At 60.2% G+C, this 16270-nt stretch carries 13 protein-coding genes; 5 read left to right on the top strand and 8 right to left on the bottom strand.

The features are described 5' to 3' along the window. Window positions 1-230: 230 nt before the first annotated feature. From H8274_RS08435 to H8274_RS08425, 3 genes are all read right to left on the bottom strand, one after another. Entirely contained in the window at window positions 231-1157 is a 927-nt protein-coding gene (locus H8274_RS08435; protein ID WP_185934292.1) for a glutamine amidotransferase, read from the bottom strand. Window positions 1158-1315: 158 nt separating this feature from the next. Then, on the bottom strand, window positions 1316-2173 hold the full coding sequence (locus H8274_RS08430) for an SMP-30/gluconolactonase/LRE family protein (protein ID WP_185934291.1): 858 nt from the start codon (window positions 2171-2173) through the stop codon (window positions 1316-1318). Between the two features lie 264 nt (window positions 2174-2437). After that, window positions 2438-3823, bottom strand: coding sequence for an alpha/beta hydrolase fold domain-containing protein (locus H8274_RS08425; RefSeq protein ID WP_185934290.1), 1386 nt, complete (start codon window positions 3821-3823; stop codon window positions 2438-2440). Between the two features lie 195 nt (window positions 3824-4018). On the opposite strand from H8274_RS08425, the gene H8274_RS08420 reads away from it, so the two are divergent. Then, complete coding sequence (locus H8274_RS08420) at window positions 4019-5674, top strand: hypothetical protein (RefSeq protein ID WP_185934289.1); 1656 nt, start codon at window positions 4019-4021, stop codon at window positions 5672-5674. A 439-nt stretch (window positions 5675-6113) separates the two neighbouring features. On the opposite strand, the gene H8274_RS08415 is transcribed toward H8274_RS08420, so the two are convergent. From H8274_RS08415 to H8274_RS08400, 4 genes are all read right to left on the bottom strand, one after another. Then, window positions 6114-9062: a choice-of-anchor M domain-containing protein gene (locus H8274_RS08415; RefSeq protein ID WP_185934288.1), complete on the bottom strand. Its 2949-nt coding sequence runs from the start codon at window positions 9060-9062 to the stop codon at window positions 6114-6116. 112 nt (window positions 9063-9174) lie between these two features. Further along, window positions 9175-10572, bottom strand: a complete 1398-nt coding sequence (gene radA / locus H8274_RS08410; RefSeq protein WP_185934287.1) for a DNA repair protein RadA — start codon at window positions 10570-10572, stop codon at window positions 9175-9177. Window positions 10573-10719: 147 nt separating this feature from the next. Then, window positions 10720-11376 carry a potassium channel family protein gene (locus tag H8274_RS08405; protein ID WP_049619961.1) on the bottom strand — a complete coding sequence of 219 codons (657 nt, stop codon included), beginning with the start codon at window positions 11374-11376 and terminating at the stop codon, window positions 10720-10722. Window positions 11377-11606: 230 nt separating this feature from the next. Further along, the gene (locus H8274_RS08400; RefSeq protein ID WP_231583142.1) at window positions 11607-13004 is read right to left on the bottom strand and encodes a TrkH family potassium uptake protein; all 1398 of its coding nucleotides are present in this window, start codon (window positions 13002-13004) and stop codon (window positions 11607-11609) included. 122 nt (window positions 13005-13126) lie between these two features. Between H8274_RS08400 and H8274_RS08395 the strand changes: the two genes are divergently transcribed. The 4 genes from H8274_RS08395 (at window position 13127) to H8274_RS08380 (ending at window position 15642) form a co-directional block, all read left to right on the top strand. Then, window positions 13127-13342, top strand: a complete 216-nt coding sequence (locus H8274_RS08395; RefSeq protein WP_065414958.1) for a helix-turn-helix domain-containing protein — start codon at window positions 13127-13129, stop codon at window positions 13340-13342. Between the two features lie 283 nt (window positions 13343-13625). Continuing rightward, entirely contained in the window at window positions 13626-13724 is a 99-nt protein-coding gene (locus H8274_RS08390; protein ID WP_005504750.1) for a 30S ribosomal protein bS22, read from the top strand. Window positions 13725-14427: 703 nt separating this feature from the next. Continuing rightward, entirely contained in the window at window positions 14428-14892 is a 465-nt protein-coding gene (locus H8274_RS08385) for a MarR family winged helix-turn-helix transcriptional regulator (protein ID WP_185934286.1), read from the top strand. An 84-nt stretch (window positions 14893-14976) separates the two neighbouring features. Further along, on the top strand, window positions 14977-15642 hold the full coding sequence (locus H8274_RS08380) for a histidine phosphatase family protein (protein WP_049619966.1): 666 nt from the start codon (window positions 14977-14979) through the stop codon (window positions 15640-15642). Between the two features lie 45 nt (window positions 15643-15687). Here the strand turns inward: H8274_RS08380 and H8274_RS08375 are convergent, their stop codons facing one another. Continuing rightward, window positions 15688-16260, bottom strand: coding sequence for a PLD nuclease N-terminal domain-containing protein (locus tag H8274_RS08375; protein ID WP_185934285.1), 573 nt, complete (start codon window positions 16258-16260; stop codon window positions 15688-15690). Window positions 16261-16270 lie beyond the last annotated feature (10 nt).

The following is a 16270-nucleotide window of genomic DNA, read 5'->3' as shown; positions in this document are numbered from 1 at the left end:
GGTGCCAGAGGCACCGCCACGCAAGCCGTCTTGAATGGCAGAAGGCCCGGTATAGCGTTAGGACGCTACACCGGGCCTTATTGGCTTTGCTAGCTTTGTTGCCCGCTTTGCTACCAGCCTTGCTACCAGCCTTGCTACCCGCCTTGCTACCAGCCTTGCTACCCGCCTTGCTACCCGCCTTGCTGCCTGCCTTGCCGCACGCTTTGTTGCTAGCTTTGTTGCCCGCTTTGCTACCCGCCTTGTTGCGCGCTTTGTTGCCTGCCGAAGACGCGGGCAAAGTTTTCTAGGACGCGGTGCGAATCGGTCAGCTCGGCAGCGCGAATCTCGCGGTAGATTTCGTCTTTGCGGCTTAGATCCATGTAGCCGCGGTCGGCGTACAAATCCAGCCGGTAGATAATCGCTTCGGCGTCGAGCTCGGGGTGGAACTGGGTGGCATAAGCGCAAGGACCGTAACGGAAAGCCTGCACGGGAGCTCCCTCCCCGGTAGCAAGCAGTACCGCGCCTGCCGGTACCTCCCGCAAAGCCTCATGATGCCCCACAAGTGCCGTGAAATTTTCCGGCAAACCTGCAAACACCGGGTCGGTGGTGGCTTCCGGGGTGAGGGAAATCGTGACCGGACCGGCGTCTTCCCCGTAATGCGTATCCACGGTAGCGCCCAAAAACGTGCCCAAAGCCCCGATCCCGTAGCACAAGCCTAGGAAAGGAATTTCGCGCTCCACCACAATTTCCAACAGGGCGTGGATCTCTTTTTCTACCGCGATTTGCAGGGCGGACTTATTGGCCGCACCGGCGTCGAAAGGACTACCACCCAAAATCACGCCGGCCCGGCCGGCCAGCAACGCTTCCCAATCCGTATCCACATTCCCGGCGTCCACTTCTGCATCGAGCCGGATTTGGAACAGCGCGCTTTGGGGCAGGCCCGCGAACCGGGCCACCGATTCCAGTTCGCGGAAAGCTGCCTCCTCGCCCGGGCGGCTTTGCACGAGCAGAAACTGCGCCGGCGCGGCGGAATCGTTAGGCGCCGCGGAATCGTTAGGCGCGGCGGAATCGTTGGGCGCGGCGGAATCGTTGGGCGCGGCGGAATCGTTGGGCGCCGCGAACCTATCCGGCACGGTGGCATTATCCTGCGCCGCGCCAGGGTTTTCCAAAATGTCCAACTGTGCAATCCTTCCTATCCCGTAATTTAAATAAATATACGAACCTCGAAATGGCGAGCTGTGCCTCGGGAATGCTTGCGGTGAGCGGTAGCCGCGAAAGCCGTGGTTACTAACCGTGGGACGCCGAGCTTGTTAGCTGCGTATAGCCGCCCGCTTGTCTACCCGCGGAAGGCCGTGGTTTCTTGGCCAGCTACTGGGGAACGCGTCCACCACACCGCACCGGCGCCCTTCGCCTCATCATTTTCGCGAGAGACGGTAACGAATACGTCCTTACCATCTTCGCCGCCCAGGGTCACCGCCGTCGTACCGGTAATTCCGGGCAGGTCGTATTCTTCGGCGATTGTGCCCGTCGGATCGTAGACGCGGATTTTTCCGGCCCGGTTGAGCGCCACCCAAATATTGCCTTTGCTATCCACGGTCAAACCGTCCGGGGAGAATCCGTCTGCGTCATGGAAAACGCGGCGGTTTACGAGTTCGCCAGTTTCAGTAACATCAAAAACATCGGTGGCACGCGTCGTCGTATCGTTGTAATAGGCACGGGTGCGGTCCGGAGAAAAAGCGAGCCCATTCGAAGTGGTCACCGAATCGAGAACAACTTGCGCCTCCAAATCCGGGGAAATCCGCCAAAGTTTCGCTGTGCCGTGCGTTTCATCGTCGCGCACGTAAGGCATAGAACCGGCATAAACGTAACCCCACGGGTCCACGGTACCTTCGTTCATACGGTAGGCCGGGGAGTCAAAAAGGGTGAGCTTTTCTTCCGGGGCACCGAAGGGGTCAGTGGCGAGCGCCAGCCCGCGTTCCGTTGCCACCACGTAACCGCCCTGGGTGCGCGGGCGCACGAAAGCCGCAATTTTCGAACCAGTGGCCAGGCGGGAAACCGCGCCGGACGCATCCATGGTGAGAAGATCGCCGCACAACATATCGACGAAACGCAGGCCACCCCACGCGGAACTCCACACCGGCCCTTCGGCGTGGAAAGCTATGCTGTCTGTGATCTGTTCAAAATTCTGAGCCATTACATAAAGATACAAGCTTTTGCCCGATTCCGGGAGCTTGCCCGCAACGGGCGGAACCACCTAGCGTGGAGGACCGCGCAGCGTGCGGAAGCGAGCAGCGGAACCAAGCGTGCGGGAGCGGCCGACCCGCGGAACCTCCCGTGCAGAACCAAGCAGCGTGCGGAACAGGTCGGCCCACAGAGCCGAGCAACGCGCGGAACCGAGCAGTGCGCGGAACCGGCGCGCACGCGGGGTGTGCGGGTTTAGTTCCGCGGCCGTCCGGGGCTAGCTGGGGTTTCCCAAGTCCGGTTCCGGGGCCGGTAAATGCTGCCTGAACCAGCGTGCGGATTCGACGACGGCGGTGCGGGCCTGCGCAATCACGCGTGTCCTTTGCATAAAGGCATGTATGGTGCCCGGGAAAACCTGGAACTGGTGGGGCAGGCCGGCGTTCGCGAGAATTGCGGCGAGTGCGCGCGAATCATCGAGCACGGGGTCTAGTTCGGCCGCGGCAATGTATACGGGCGGAATATCGTATGTGAGGTCGTGACTACCAAGCAGATCGAGATACCGGCCGGCAGGGGTGCTTTGCGCCGCTGGGTTGCTTGGCGTTGCCGGGTTACTTGTTTCCGCTACTTTGTTGGAACTTAAGGCCGCTGGATTGCCGGAACTAAGGGCCGCGGTATCGCCGGAACCTGCCGGGCCGGCTAACCCCGTTGAGTTGCCAGTTCCTGCCGGGTTCGGGCTGGTAAACAGGCCGGCATAGTCGGCGCGATCCGTGGGCCGCATCCCGTCCCACCATCCTCCGTACAGGCGCGCGGAAGCCGAATCCTGCAAACCAAAACTGCCGTAATACAAATGCAGGGAAGTAATCGCCCGGTAGGCGGTGGTGTAGGCAGCCGCGGCGGCATCACCATGGTTGACCGTGCGGCTATCTCCGGAGTTAGCCGCAGTCTTACCAAGGCGTTCGCGGCTTTCTCGCAACATAAGGTAGACGCCGAGTGCCAAGGTGGCGCCGCACGAATCCCCGGCCAGTCCCGCGGCGGCTTGCAGGTGGAACTCTTCGCGGTAGGGCGCGCTCAGCATCGTGGTGATAACGTCCAAGCATTCCGTGAAAGGTTGCGGATACTTGGCCATCGGCGCCAATGTGTAGTCGATTGCTACCACGGCCGCCTGGCTGGACGCGGCCAATTCTCGGGTCAAGCGGTCATGCGATGCAAATGAGCCGACGCACCAACCCCCACCGTGCATAAAGAACAGCACCGGCAGGCCCGGCGCGCGAGCAGCAGTTTCCGTGCTGGGAGCAGACTGGTCCGCGCCCGGAGCAGACTGGTTCGCGGGTAGATTTGCGGGCTGGTTTGTGCCGGAAGCAGGCTGGTCCGCGCCAGGTGCGGGATGGTGCGAGTTGGGCGCGGGCTGCGTGTGCCCGCAAAGAAGCGGGTAGTAAATGCGGACGGGAACTTCCCCGTGCCGCGTGGGAATTCTTGTTTCGCGGATTTCTGCCATTTGCGGGCCGCCGCTATTCCACCAGGCGTGCCGCGCGTCGTAGCGTTGCCGCATATCCGCACAGTAAGCGGCGGTACTGGGGAAACTTTCCCGCGGGCCGTGCGAAACATATAGCTTGCGATCAATGGCGACGGCGCGTTCCGTATCCGCGTCCCAGAGGTCCGGCACATCCCGGCGGTTATGGGCGTGAAATTGTATGCGTTCGGAGCGCGAACGGGGCCCAGCAGAAAAATCCATACCTCTATTCATACTCCAAAGTTCAGCCCAAAACCTCCAGCAGGGAGGCTGCGCGGTCCGCCGGGAAACTCAAAAGCGGGCCGGGGTTCACCCGGGGCCGGGCTGGGCTTTGGTAGCGTGATAGCCGTGAAGGAAATGGGTGGATCGCGGCGCGGCCAGTGGGAATCAGGCCGGCAAGCTAAGGGAAGAACTGCGGGTAGCAAAAACGCGGGCGCGAAGGCGCCACGCAGTGGCTCGGCATACCCGCGCTCCCGGCCCGGCTTAAACCCTGCCGCTTGGCGGGGTTTACTCGGCGATCGCGAACCAGCACCTTCCGCGGATTTTGAAGCCGAAACAGGCGGCAAAGAAAAATCTGCTAGCCGCGGCGGCGCACGCAAAGGAGGGCGCAGCTCCCAGCAACGCCGCCGTACCCAGAGTGGAGAACGCCAAGCTCGGCGCGGCCAGAGTAGTGGCCGCCAAAGTCGCGGTACCGCTCAGACCCGGGGCGGTCAGGCGCGTGGCTCGCAATCTCGGGGTACGCAAAGCCGGAGCGCTCAAAACCGGAGCACGCAGGCGCGGCAGGTTACTAAGCGGAGCGCAAGCGCGGCTCCCCGCGGCCCGAGAGAAGAAATAGACGAACTGGAATTGCAGCGCCGCAAGCGGGCCCAACGCCGGCGTAGCCAAAATGCGCGGAGCAGGCAGAGCGAAAGTTCCGGATCCGGAAGCCAAAAGTCTGGTAGCAGAACCTCGGGGAACCAAAGCCCGGCGGCCCGCAAAACCCGGCGCGGGGGTAAAGCCGCGGCCGCGGCCGGAGCCGCGACGCGCACGCAGGCCGCGCGCCGGCGCTGGCGCGAAAGTGGCCGGCCGGTAGGTGCGGCGGCGTCGGCACGAGAAAGGCGTGCCCGGCAACGCGGGGAACGGCAGGGTACGTTAGCACCGAGTAACGGGAGGCCGAGCACCGGGCGGCTGGGCAAGATTCTGGCGGTGCTGTTGGTAATTGTGGTTTTGGTGGGCGGCGCGATTTGGCTGGTGACCACGGTGTTTGGCAAGGTCACGGAACATCAGGAAAGCCGCGCGCAAACCCCGCAACCTTTGTATGAGCCGGTGGAATGTACGGCGGCAATGCTCGAATCTTCGCTCGGGTTGAAGGGAGGGGTGACGGGCGCGCCCACGGTTTTCACGCTGACTTTGCGCAATACTTCGATGGATAATCCGTGTTTTATTGACGTGGGCCGTGCACACGTGAACGTGAAGATCACTTCGGGGAGTGCGGATATCGCGGAAACTGCGGGATGTGCAGATGTACCGGAGTCAAAGATTTTATTGCTGGATCGGGGCATGAGTGCGACCACGGAAATCACGTGGCCGGGCCGGGTTTCGCCCGGTACTTGTGCGAGTACGGGAAGTTTTGCGCAGGCGGGTGGTTACCGCGCGGAGGCAAGTGCCCAGGATGGCAAGTTGCTGCTCGGCGATATTACTTTTGAAATGAAACCGGTCGGTTCGCGGTCACAGCAATTGGGGGCAGCCCCGCGAGCCCCGGGCGAAAAGGTCGCCAGTGGGGAAGAAGCAGGTGGCGAAAGATCTACCGGCGAAGGTACCACCGGTGAAGGTACTACCGGTGGAGCCGCCGGCGGGGAAGGAGCTACTGAGGGAGAAGCCCCTGCTGGGGAAGACGCCGCTGGGAACGGCACCGCAGGGGACGGCACCGCTGGGGAAGGGGCCGCTGGGGAAGGAGCCGCTAACCCCGAAAATTCCGTGGGCGCGGGCACCGAAAATGGAGCCGAGGAAGCCGGGAATGGGTAAGCCTCATAAACCGAGAAACCGGAGAAGCTGGCGAAGCTGGAAAACCTGGGAAAACGGGTAACCCGGGGACGCCCGGGAAACCAGGGAAAGTAGCGGGGAGCCGGCCGGGGAGGCCGGGTAAGCCAGGGGAACCGGGTAGCCGGGGAACGCGGGCGAGCAGAGAATCCTGGCCAAGGGGAGAATCCTCCGGCCGGCGGCCGTGGCGGCCGTGGCAAAAAGCGGCCTTGGCGGCCTTGGCAAAGAAGCAGACTTGAAAGAGCAGCGGCCTTAGCGAAGAAGCAGCCCTGCAATAAAGCAAAAACCGCGGCGGAAGTAACCATTTTGGCTACTTCCGCCGCGGTTTTCGCTTAGCTATCTACCAGCCGGTTTAGGTTCCGGCCTTGCGGCTACCGGTACGCGCGCCTGCGGTTTTAGCTTTCGGTGTGCGTACCGGTTCCGGTCAGAATTGGAGGATTCCGCCGTTGAGGGCATCAACCAGATCATTGATGGACTTGCGGCCATTGTTTTGTTGGTTGCCCGTGCCGGTATCAGTTCCGTCTTGGCCAGCATTTGCGCCCGGCGCGGTAGCGTTACCGTCGCCTTGCTCGCTGCCATCTTGGCCGGTGCCGTCCTTACCGGCGTCGTTTCCGGTACCGGACTGGCCACCGGAACCGCCCTTATCGGCGTCGGCACCTTGCCCGTCTCCTTGCCCGGCACCCTGATCGGTAGTGCCCACACCGGCACCCTGCGGCACCGCGCCTGCCTTATAACCGGCCACTGCTTGGTCGCCTACCAGGAAGGTCAGGGTTTGGGGCTTGCTCTTCACCCCGCGTTGGGTTTCGAAGACCACGTTGAACTTGTAGGCGCCCGGCTTCGTGAAAGCCCAAGAGCCGTGGGCGTGGGTCGGTTCCGGAATGTCGATCGTGGTGTCACCTTCCGCGGTGTTAATCAGCATGTCCAGCTGCTTCTTCACGCCGTCGTACTGGTACACGAAAACGTTGCTGCCTTCTGGCTTTTCCACCGGGTCGAGCGTGAGCTTTATAGAACCCCACCCGAACTTGGTGGTAGACCAGCCTGGCCACACGTGCGTGCCATCAAAGGTTTGCCCCAAGTTATAGAACTCGGTGCCCGGCTTGCCTAGGAAGTCGAAATCCTTGGATGCCAGCGGGCCTTTTGCTCCGCGCGTCTTCAACGTGGAATCGGGCACGGCTAGCGTTACCGAATCGATCGTGCGATACACGGAACCCTTCGCGTGCTGGGCAGTATCGTCGTGCACAAAACCGGTAATCCTGTCGCCGAAAGGCGCGGCGCCAATATCCACGTGGCCCTTGGTCAACAGGACCGGCTTCTGGAAGGGATTCTTGTGGGAGGAGCCCAGCGGATCCGTGATCGGTTCATCGCCGAACTGCGGACGGGCAAAACCGCCGCCTGAATCTTCTTCGTCTTTGGCGGCGTTACCGTCACCGCTACCTTCGCCGCTCCCGTTGCCAGAACCGGCGTCGTTACCGGAGCCTGCGCCAGAATCCGTGCCGCCAGCTTCCCCGGTACCGGGTACGCTGCCGTTTTGGGAATCATCTGTTGCGCCCGGTTCGTCTGCGTTGCCGGAGCCTTCTTCGCCTTCACCTTCGCCGGCTGCGGCGCCGCTGCCGGTACCGTCTAGCGTTACCGTGTTATCGAAGGACGCATTTACTGGGTTGCCGGCCGCGGTATACAGCTCTGCGGTGGAAGACTGCGGTTGCGAATCATCGAGCTTCCAGGAGGACTGCCCGATTGCCGCAGCTACATCCATTTCTGGGGTGGGTACGAAGGTGAACTTGAGAACATGGTCGGTGAGCCAACCGGTGTCGTCCACCAAAGAAAGCTCCCCGTTGGTACCAATCGAACCTTCGAAAGGCTGATCGGAAGCCGGGCTATCGGCGTTCCTATACCAGCCGCCCTTGATTTCCCCGCGCAGGTTCGGATCGGAAAGTTTCACCGTGGTGGTGAACTGATCGCCATCTTCGGAAATCTGGGTGCTGATCGTGTAATCCACCTTGCCGCTGGGCTTGTAGGTATTCGTAGTGAAAGCCGGTGCCTTATCGCGGCTAGCCTTTTGCGGCCAAGCGGAAGCCATCTGGTTCACGGACTTAAGTTGCTCACCCGGAGTGTATTCGATCCCGGTGGAAACCCAGCGGCCGTGGGAGCTATCTGCAGGTACGAATACGGCTTGCAAAGTGGAGGCAGACTTCGTGCTTCCCAGCATTTCGTTGTACGTTCCCACGCCGTTTTGGACCGGTACTTCGGTCAGGAAGTAACCGTCAAGGAAGAAAGCGACGGTACCGGAAGCGGTGGAATCTCCGGCGTTAAAGGTCAGAGTGGAGAATTTATCGTCCCCATCCGCCCAGGACCTTTTATCGGTGGAGTTGGGCCCCACGGAGAAGGTGTACTTGCTGGTATCGCCTTCGCCGGCGGCGTTGTAGCGGTCAGCAAGCGGCGTATTCGGCTGCGTGGTGGGATCAACCCCGCCCACGTACCAGGTGAAAGGCACCGGGTCGGAAGCAATAATTGCGCCGTCCTTACCGCGCGCTACGGCCCGATAAGTGAGGGTGTAAACACCCGGCTTGGAGAAAATGGTCTCGTTGTGGCTGTGCGCGCCGGGAACCAAAAGGGCGGCGCGGTTCGCCGGATCGTGGCTGGAGAGCAGATGGTTCACGTTATCGAAACCAATTGCCATCATTTCCATGCGGCCCGGGCCATCAAAATCGACGAGCTCCAACCAGAACGCTCCATCCCGGAAGTTCTGGGTAGGAATCTTGGCATCGGCACCAAAACCGGCCCAGATCGGTGTATTGCCGGGCCCGGCTACGGCCGGTGCCCGCCACCAGTGGTCCGAAACCTGGGAAACATAGTTGTACATCGGTTCGTTACCAGGTTCGAAAATGTGCAGGTTGCTACCCTGGTTATTTGCCCGCGTATAGCCCTTGCCGAGCCAGTTCGCGGTTTGCCCGAGCGGGTAGTTCACGCTCTTGGCTTCGTTGTACAGCTGGAACTTGCCGTTTTCCCAGAAGACCTTGGGCGCATCAACATGCGCGGCGGTAGTAATGGTCTTGCCCAGGTGTGTGCCGAAAGGCGAATCCTCGGAAACTGGGCGGCTAGTCGTATTAGCTTGGCTGGCTTCTCCTCCCGCGGCAGGCGCGGAAGCGGGCGCTAGCTCCGAATTGGTATCTGCTTCGTTACCGGTTTGGCCGTAGATGGCCGCGGTGTATTCCTCATCGGTAAGGAAACGCAGAGTTTCGGTGCTAGTTTCCTCGGTACCGTTTCCCGCAGCGGCGTCGGTGAGGGCCGAATCGTCGGCAAAAGCGGGGGTGGCACCCAGGGCGCTCGTGAAGGCCAGAGCTCCAACGGCGATAAGCGCGTGGAATTTTCTCATGGGTTATTCCTTCTAAACGAAAGTATTTCCTGGGAATTTTATCGATAATGCGAATCGTTCGCAATAAGGTTTGAGGGTCGACGCCGAGGTATTCGTCTCGCTTACCGCGTGGCTATCCGAGGGGGAGCACGGCTTCCATGGCTTCGCGAATATCGGCGCAGGGTTTGGTGCGCAGGCCTTCCGGAATGTCTTTGGCGGCGGTGCCGCGCGGCACGAGGGCGAGGGTGAAGCCGAGCCGGGCGGCTTCTGCCAGGCGTTGTTGGATGCCGGTGACGGGCCGCAATTCGCCGGTGAGGGCTACTTCTCCGCAGGCGATCACGCCGGGGGCTATGGGTAGATCCGCGTAGGCGGAGGCCAGGGCGAGGGCGATAGCAATATCGGCGGCCGGCTCGCTTGCTCGCGCCCCGCCCACGGTGGAAACGAAAACGTCTTTTTGTTCCAGGGCAAAGCCGAGCCGGGCTTGTAGTACGGCGATGGTGATTGCTACTCGGGAATAGGAAACCCCGGCCGTGGTGCGTTGTGGCCGCCCGGTAGCGGGAACTACGAGGCCTTGTAGTTCTACGGGCATGGGGCGGCGGCCTTCTAAGGTCATGGTTACGCAGGTGCCGGGAACCGAAGAGGTGCGCGATGATAAAAACAGGCCGGAAGGATCGGCTAGCCCGTTGATGCCCGAATCGGTGAGTTCGAAGCAGCCGACTTCATCGGTGGCACCGTAGCGGTTTTTTACGGCGCGGACCATTCGTAATTGGGAATGCCGGTCGCCTTCAAATTGGCATACTACGTCTACCAAATGTTCGAGCACGCGCGGCCCGGCAATATTGCCGTCTTTGGTTACGTGGCCCACGAGCACTACGGGCATGGCGCTGCGTTTAGCCACTTGGACGAGCGCGCTAGTTACGGCCTTGACTTGCGCGGTGCCACCGGCGGCGCCGTCGATCTGCGCACTGGAAATGGTTTGCACCGAATCGACAATCAGGAGGGAGGGCCGTGCGGTTTCTACGTGCCCGAGCACGCGGGCGAGGTCAGATTCGGCGGCCAGGTGCACATGCGGGTGCAGGGCGCCGATACGTTCCGCGCGTAAACGTACTTGCGCGGCCGATTCTTCCCCGGTTACGTAGAGTACCGGGCCTGCTTGGCGGGCTTGGGCCTGCGCGGCGGCTTTGGCGGCAACGTCCATGAGCAGGGTAGATTTCCCCACCCCGGGTTCCCCGGCGAGCAACACGACGGCGCCGGGCACTAGGCCCCCGCCCAGCACGCGGTCTAGTTCACTCACGCCGGTGGGGTGTTTAGTGGCCGCGGCTCGCGGTACTTCGGTAATCGGCGTGGCCGGGCTAGTGGGGGCGAGTGGCCCGGGAGTGCGGGAATCCCCGCCCGGGCCGGCAGCTGCCGCGGGGCTCGGCTCTTGAACTTCTAGGGTGCCCCATTCCCCGCAGCGGGTACAGCGGCCCATCCACTTCGCGGCCGTCCACCCACAGTTCGTGCATTCATAAGTCGGCGTCGTCTTTGCCATACTCATAACCCTAGAACAGGGGTCCGACACTAAAGGCACCGGCGCGAGTGCCCTAAACACAAAGCGTGGAAAATGCGGACATTGCGAAACAGAAAGCGCGGAGTTGGTGGCGGGTGCGGCGTCGGCTCGGCGCGAGCGCCGCCGGCCCTACCGGGTGGCGAACTCCTCGAGGAGTTCCGAATCTCCGGAGACGATAATGACGTCGTCCGCGCCGATGCGGGTGTCTGCGCTGGCATATTCGAAGGCTTGCCCGGCGGCTTTTACGCCGATAATGCGTACGCCAAAGCGTTCGCGGATGCGCGATTGGGCAATAGTGAAACCCTGAATATCGCGCGGTGGGCGCATTTTGACGATGGAAAAACCGTCTTCCATTTCGATGTAGTCGAGCATGCGGCCAGAAACCATGTGGGCCACGCGCTGGCCGGCGTCGAACTCCGGGTACACCACGTGGTGGGCACCGATGCGCCGCAAAATTCGCCCGTGCGAACGCGAAATTGCTTTTGCCCAAATCTGCGTGGTACCGAGGTCTACCAGGTTTGCGGTGACCAGTACGGAAGCTTCTAGGGAGGTGCCGACGCCGACGACGGCCGTGCGGAAATCTTCGGCTCCCACTTCCTCCAACACTTCCATGGAGGTCGCATCCCCTTGGATAACGCGCAGCCGGCTCGACCATTTTTGAGCCAGATCCGGATCGCGCTCCACCACGAGCACGTCGCGGCCCAGGCCGTCTAGCGTGGTGGCAATAGCGGTACCAAAACGCCCCAGCCCGATTACGAGCACGCCCTTCTCATCAATATCCGCCACGTCAATCCTTTCTGTTTGGCCATACCCAGTCTAAGTGGAAGCGCGGGGGCGAGCCTAGCACCCGGCCGCGCCCGTAAATCCGCCACACGGAAACTTGCCACACGTAAACCTGTGATCCGGTGCCGCTGCCGCTATAACTTGCCGCCGCAGTAGCGCGGCGCCTCGCTACCAAATAACTTGCTACCAAATAACTTGCTACCCGATAAACCTGCTACCTAATAATCAACGTGCTACCCAATAATCGGGCGTTCTTGGGGGAGGCGGATGGTGCGGCGTCGGTTCCGCAAGGCGAGGGCGGCAGCAATCGTCATGGTGCCGGTGCGGCCAAAGAACATGAGCAAAATGAGTACCGCCTTTGCCGAACTGGGCAGGGCCGAGGTAATGCCGGTGGAAAGCCCGCAGGTAGCGAAGGCAGAAATGGATTCGAGGAGGATTTCGGAGAAGTGGAAATCGGTGAGCTGTAAAAGCGCGATCGTGCTGATGCCAACCATGAGGGCGCCGGCAAAAGTCGCGGCAATGGCCAGACGGAGCACTTCGGCCGGGATGCGTTTCCCAAAGGCTTCGGTATCACGATCGCCCCGGGCTTCCGCGCGGATCGCCAGCAAGAGCACCGCGAAAGTGGTTACTTTAATGCCGCCGGCGGCGGAAGCTGAACCTCCCCCAATAAACATGAGGCCGTCAATTATGAGCCAACTCGTTTCGGACATCGCCCCGATATCCGAGGTGGCAAGCCCGGTAGAACGCGCGTCGGTGGAAAGTACAAGAGCGGCATTAATCCGATCCGCGGTGTTTAAAGCTCCCAGAGTTTCCGGGTTGTGCCATTCGAGAGCGCCGAGCGCGAATGCGCCCAAGATCCACAAAATTAGATACGTGGTGAGCGTAATTTTTGTGGTGATAGACCATTTTTTGGGTCGTTTCCGGTTGCGCCACATATCGAGCACTACCGGGAAACCAATAGCGCCCGCGATCGTGCCGAGCATAATCGGAATGGTAAGCGACCAATTTCCAACGTATGGCTCCACCCCTTCCGGCATGATCACAAAGCCGCCGTTATTGAAAATCGAGACGGCCATGAAATAGGAATGCCACAAGCTGGTAAGGAGCGGTTCTCCTTTTTGTAGGAAGAAGGGGAGGAGCAAAACCAAAAGGATCGATTGCACCGTCAAAGAAACGATCACGACGGCGCGGAGCAAGGACCCGACTTCCCCTAGGGAGGATTGGTTTTCACTGGCCGTGAGCATGCGCTGAGTCAGGCCCACATGGCGAGAAACCGCGCGGCCCAAAATCGAAGCGAGGGTCATTACGCCCAAGCCGCCCACAATAAGGCCAAAGGAAATAAAAAGCTGCCCGATCGGGGACCAAAAAGTGGCGGTGGAAACCGTGGTCAAACCCGTTACGCATACCGCCGAAGTCGCGGTGAAAAAAGCATCAATAAGTGGGGCAGGCTGCCCGCTAGCCGTAGCTACAGGTAAGGAAAGCAGCCCGACTAACAAGAGAATAACCAGTGCGAATACTCCCAGCGCTGCGCGAGCCGGGGTTTCGCGGGCGATTCGGTCAACACTTTCACGCATCCTGTCGAGGAGGCGGGCGCGTGCTGCCGGGCGCCCACTCGATACATTTTCACTCACTCCGTGAGCCTAAGCGGCAAAGTCAACACCTGCAAGAACTCTGGTAACTCCCAAAAATGAGTTATCCTGAAGCATGTTGTAGTCGCTTGTGCGACCCTTACATCGAGACTTCAGGACGTGCCATGACCAAACTACCGCTCAATAACCCCCAGTTTTATACGGTTGCGGAGGTTGCTGATCTTGTGCGCGTTTCTCGGATGACGGTGTATCGAATGGTCCACTCTGGGGAACTACCTGCCGTGCGAGTGGGTGGTTCGTACCGGGTACCAGTTTCTGCGGTAGAAGATTTGCTCGGTGGTTCCCTGCCCGAAGCTGGACGGCGTACCGCCGGCGAATAAGTACGGCCAGGTGCGCGGTTACGTGTGCGGCCGGGTGGTGGCCAGGTACGTGGCCGCGTGGCGGTTACGTGCGCGGCCGGGTGGTGGCTAGGTGCACGGTGGCTAGGTGCACGGCTGGGTGGCGGCTACGCGAACCGGGAAGGGCAATAAAACCAACTAAGCGGCTAGACGTGATGACTACCCCACATTAAAGGAAGAAATCAGGGGCGGCCGAGCGGTAAAATAATCCAGGTCTATGGGTGTAGCGCCCGTATTTAAATGTCATCTGTTCCAGGAGGTGCCCGTGGGGTCCGTCATCAAGAAGCGCCGCAAGCGCATGTCGAAGAAGAAGCATCGCAAACTCCTTCGCAAGACGCGCCATCAGCGTCGCAATAAGAAGTAACGCAATAAGAAGTAACTAGTACAGCAAGTATCAGTACGGCCAAGTGCCAGTACGGCAGTACGGCCAAGTGTTGGTACGGCGAGTGCCAGTGCAGCGAAGAAAATCGGGTCCGCGTAGCGGACCCTTTTCTTTTCATTTACGCAAAACACTATTTTCGAAATTTCGCACTCGATTTCGCACTCGATTTCGCTCTAGATTCCGCATCCTTTCGTCTTTCGGGGTTTTGCGGCCTGCAATCCTTCAGGATTTCGCAACCTTCCGCCCGGGGAGAAATGAGAGACATGATTTTTTTGGGGCCGTTGGTCCTGTCAAACCGAAAAAGTGTGCACTACCGTAAACAAAGATCTGCGATTTCAGCTAAATTTTCATCCGCGCACACGAGTGCTCGCCAGGGTGATAGCACGCGGAATTGCAGGTCAGGAAGTGTGGATTTAGTGCATGTGCTACTCAATGCGAGGTAGCGGGTGAGTAAGTTCTGCCGGTATTGGAAATAGGGGATGGGTGCCTGCGCTTGTGGTGCAATCAGGTTTGGGACCTTGGTCTCCGGCCAGATTTCGTGCAAAAATCCATCTCCTACAATGGAAAAACCAGAAATTGAAGATAAAACTGTAGTGCGTCTAAATTTGCGGGTAGGGTCCGCAACCGAGGCGCACGCCGGAAAAATGCGTGATTTTCCGGATGGAACGTTGAGGGGAAACTTCCAATGAACGAAGAAGTCCGCTGGCTCAGCGACGACGAGCAGTATGCCTGGCGTGCATATCTACGTGCAACGGCTATCATCTCCGAAAATTTGAATCGGGACCTGGTGCGCACGCATGCGATATCGCATAACGAGTACGATATTTTGGCACGGCTTTCCGAAGCTCCCGATCGTACTTTGCGCATGTCAGCGCTCGCGGATGTGATGGTACATTCGCGTTCGCGGCTTACTCACACGGTCCGCCGCCTGGAAGATAAAGGGCTCGTGGTCCGTACCGCTAATGAGGAAGGTCGGCGAGGTGTGGATTGTACGCTCACGAAGGCCGGTTGGGATTTTGTGGTTGAAGTGGCCGTTACGCACGTCAACTCCGTGCGCAAGCACGTGGTGGATAAGCTGGGGCACGATGATTTTCTCCGCCTGGGCTGGCTGTGTACTCGTCTGGTGGATAATCCGCGCGATATTCGCTAGAGCGCGATTCGGTAAAGCTGGTTCGCTCTGGCGCGAACTGGGCACTTGCCCACAGCGCGGTAGCTTCCACCTAGAATTGGGACCATGATTGACGTTACGCGAGTGCATATTGTCCGCCACGGCGAGGTAGATAACCCGACCGGCGAACTGTACGGGCGCCAGCCCGGATTCCATTTGACGAAGCTCGGCCACCGTATGGCCCAGCGCGTTTCCGATTATTTTGCGGATCGTGATATCCGTGCTGTGATTGCCTCGCCGCTCGAACGTGCTGTAGAGACGGCCACTCCCACCGCGGAGCGGTTCGGCTTGGAAGTGCAAACCGATGCGAACCTGATCGAAGCAGGAAATAAATTCGAAGGCGTGAACGTCAACCGCAACCGCGCCATCTTGGCCCACCCGAAATATTGGGGCTGGTACACGAATCCTTTCCAGCCTTCTTGGGGTGAGCCCTATACCGAGATTGTGGACCGGATGAGTCAAGCTGTGCGTAGCGCCTTAACCCAGGCACGCGGCGGGGAAGCCGTGCTGGTTTCGCACCAACAGCCAATCTGGGTTTTGCGTCTCTTTATTGAAGGCCGCTCGTTGGCGCATGATCCGCGCCGAAGGCAATGCGCGCTCGCTTCAGTCACCACTCTTACTTTCCAGGCCCGCCGTCTGGTGGCACTCGACTACGCCGAACCGGCTGCCGACCTGGTGAAAGCCTCCAAAGACATTACCCCCGGAGTTTCCGAAGCGGCACTGCGTAGCTAAAAATACTGCGTAGTAAAACTCGCGGACGCCGCGCGCCCGCCCGCCCTAGTTTTTCGGTTCCGGTGCGCCGGGGCTGGTGGTATCAGTTTCGTTCTCGGGGTGTGGCTCGCCACCATTGGATGTCCGGTCAGCTTCGCCGGCGCGAGCAGAATTTCCGTGTGAGTAGCCGGAGCTGGGATGCTGCGAGTTTTCGTTGCCGCCGTCTGCGCGATTATTTTCGGTACGGCCGCGATCAGTGTTGCTGGTTTCCGGTTCGGTAGCGGCATCCTGAGCGGCTGCTGCCTCACGTTGCTGGCGTTCCCATTCGCGGAAACGCACCCGCGCATCCAAACGAGACAGGAATTCGGGATCATCATCTGGCGCAACTTGCCCGGAACGGCGCGGACGATCACGGCGAAGCCCTTGCCCGCCTAAAGAAATCGAACCTGTGGGATATTTCAGCGGCCAAGAAAGCGCAATCCACAAGACCGAACCGAGCACTGGCAAAACTACCGTCAGCGCGATCCACGCCGATTTTGCCAGGCGTCCGGGAACTTGCGATTGGTCAGTACGAACACAATCGACAATTCCGTAAACCCATACCGCGACCGCGAACAGGGCCATCAACACTCGAGCCATGCCTACAATT

Origin of the sequence: Actinobaculum suis, assembly GCF_900618115.1 — a bacterium.
GTDB lineage: Bacteria > Actinomycetota > Actinomycetes > Actinomycetales > Actinomycetaceae > Actinobaculum > Actinobaculum suis.
The sequence above is the reverse complement of the archived record's forward strand: the minus strand, read 5'-3'. Positions and strand labels throughout refer to the sequence as shown.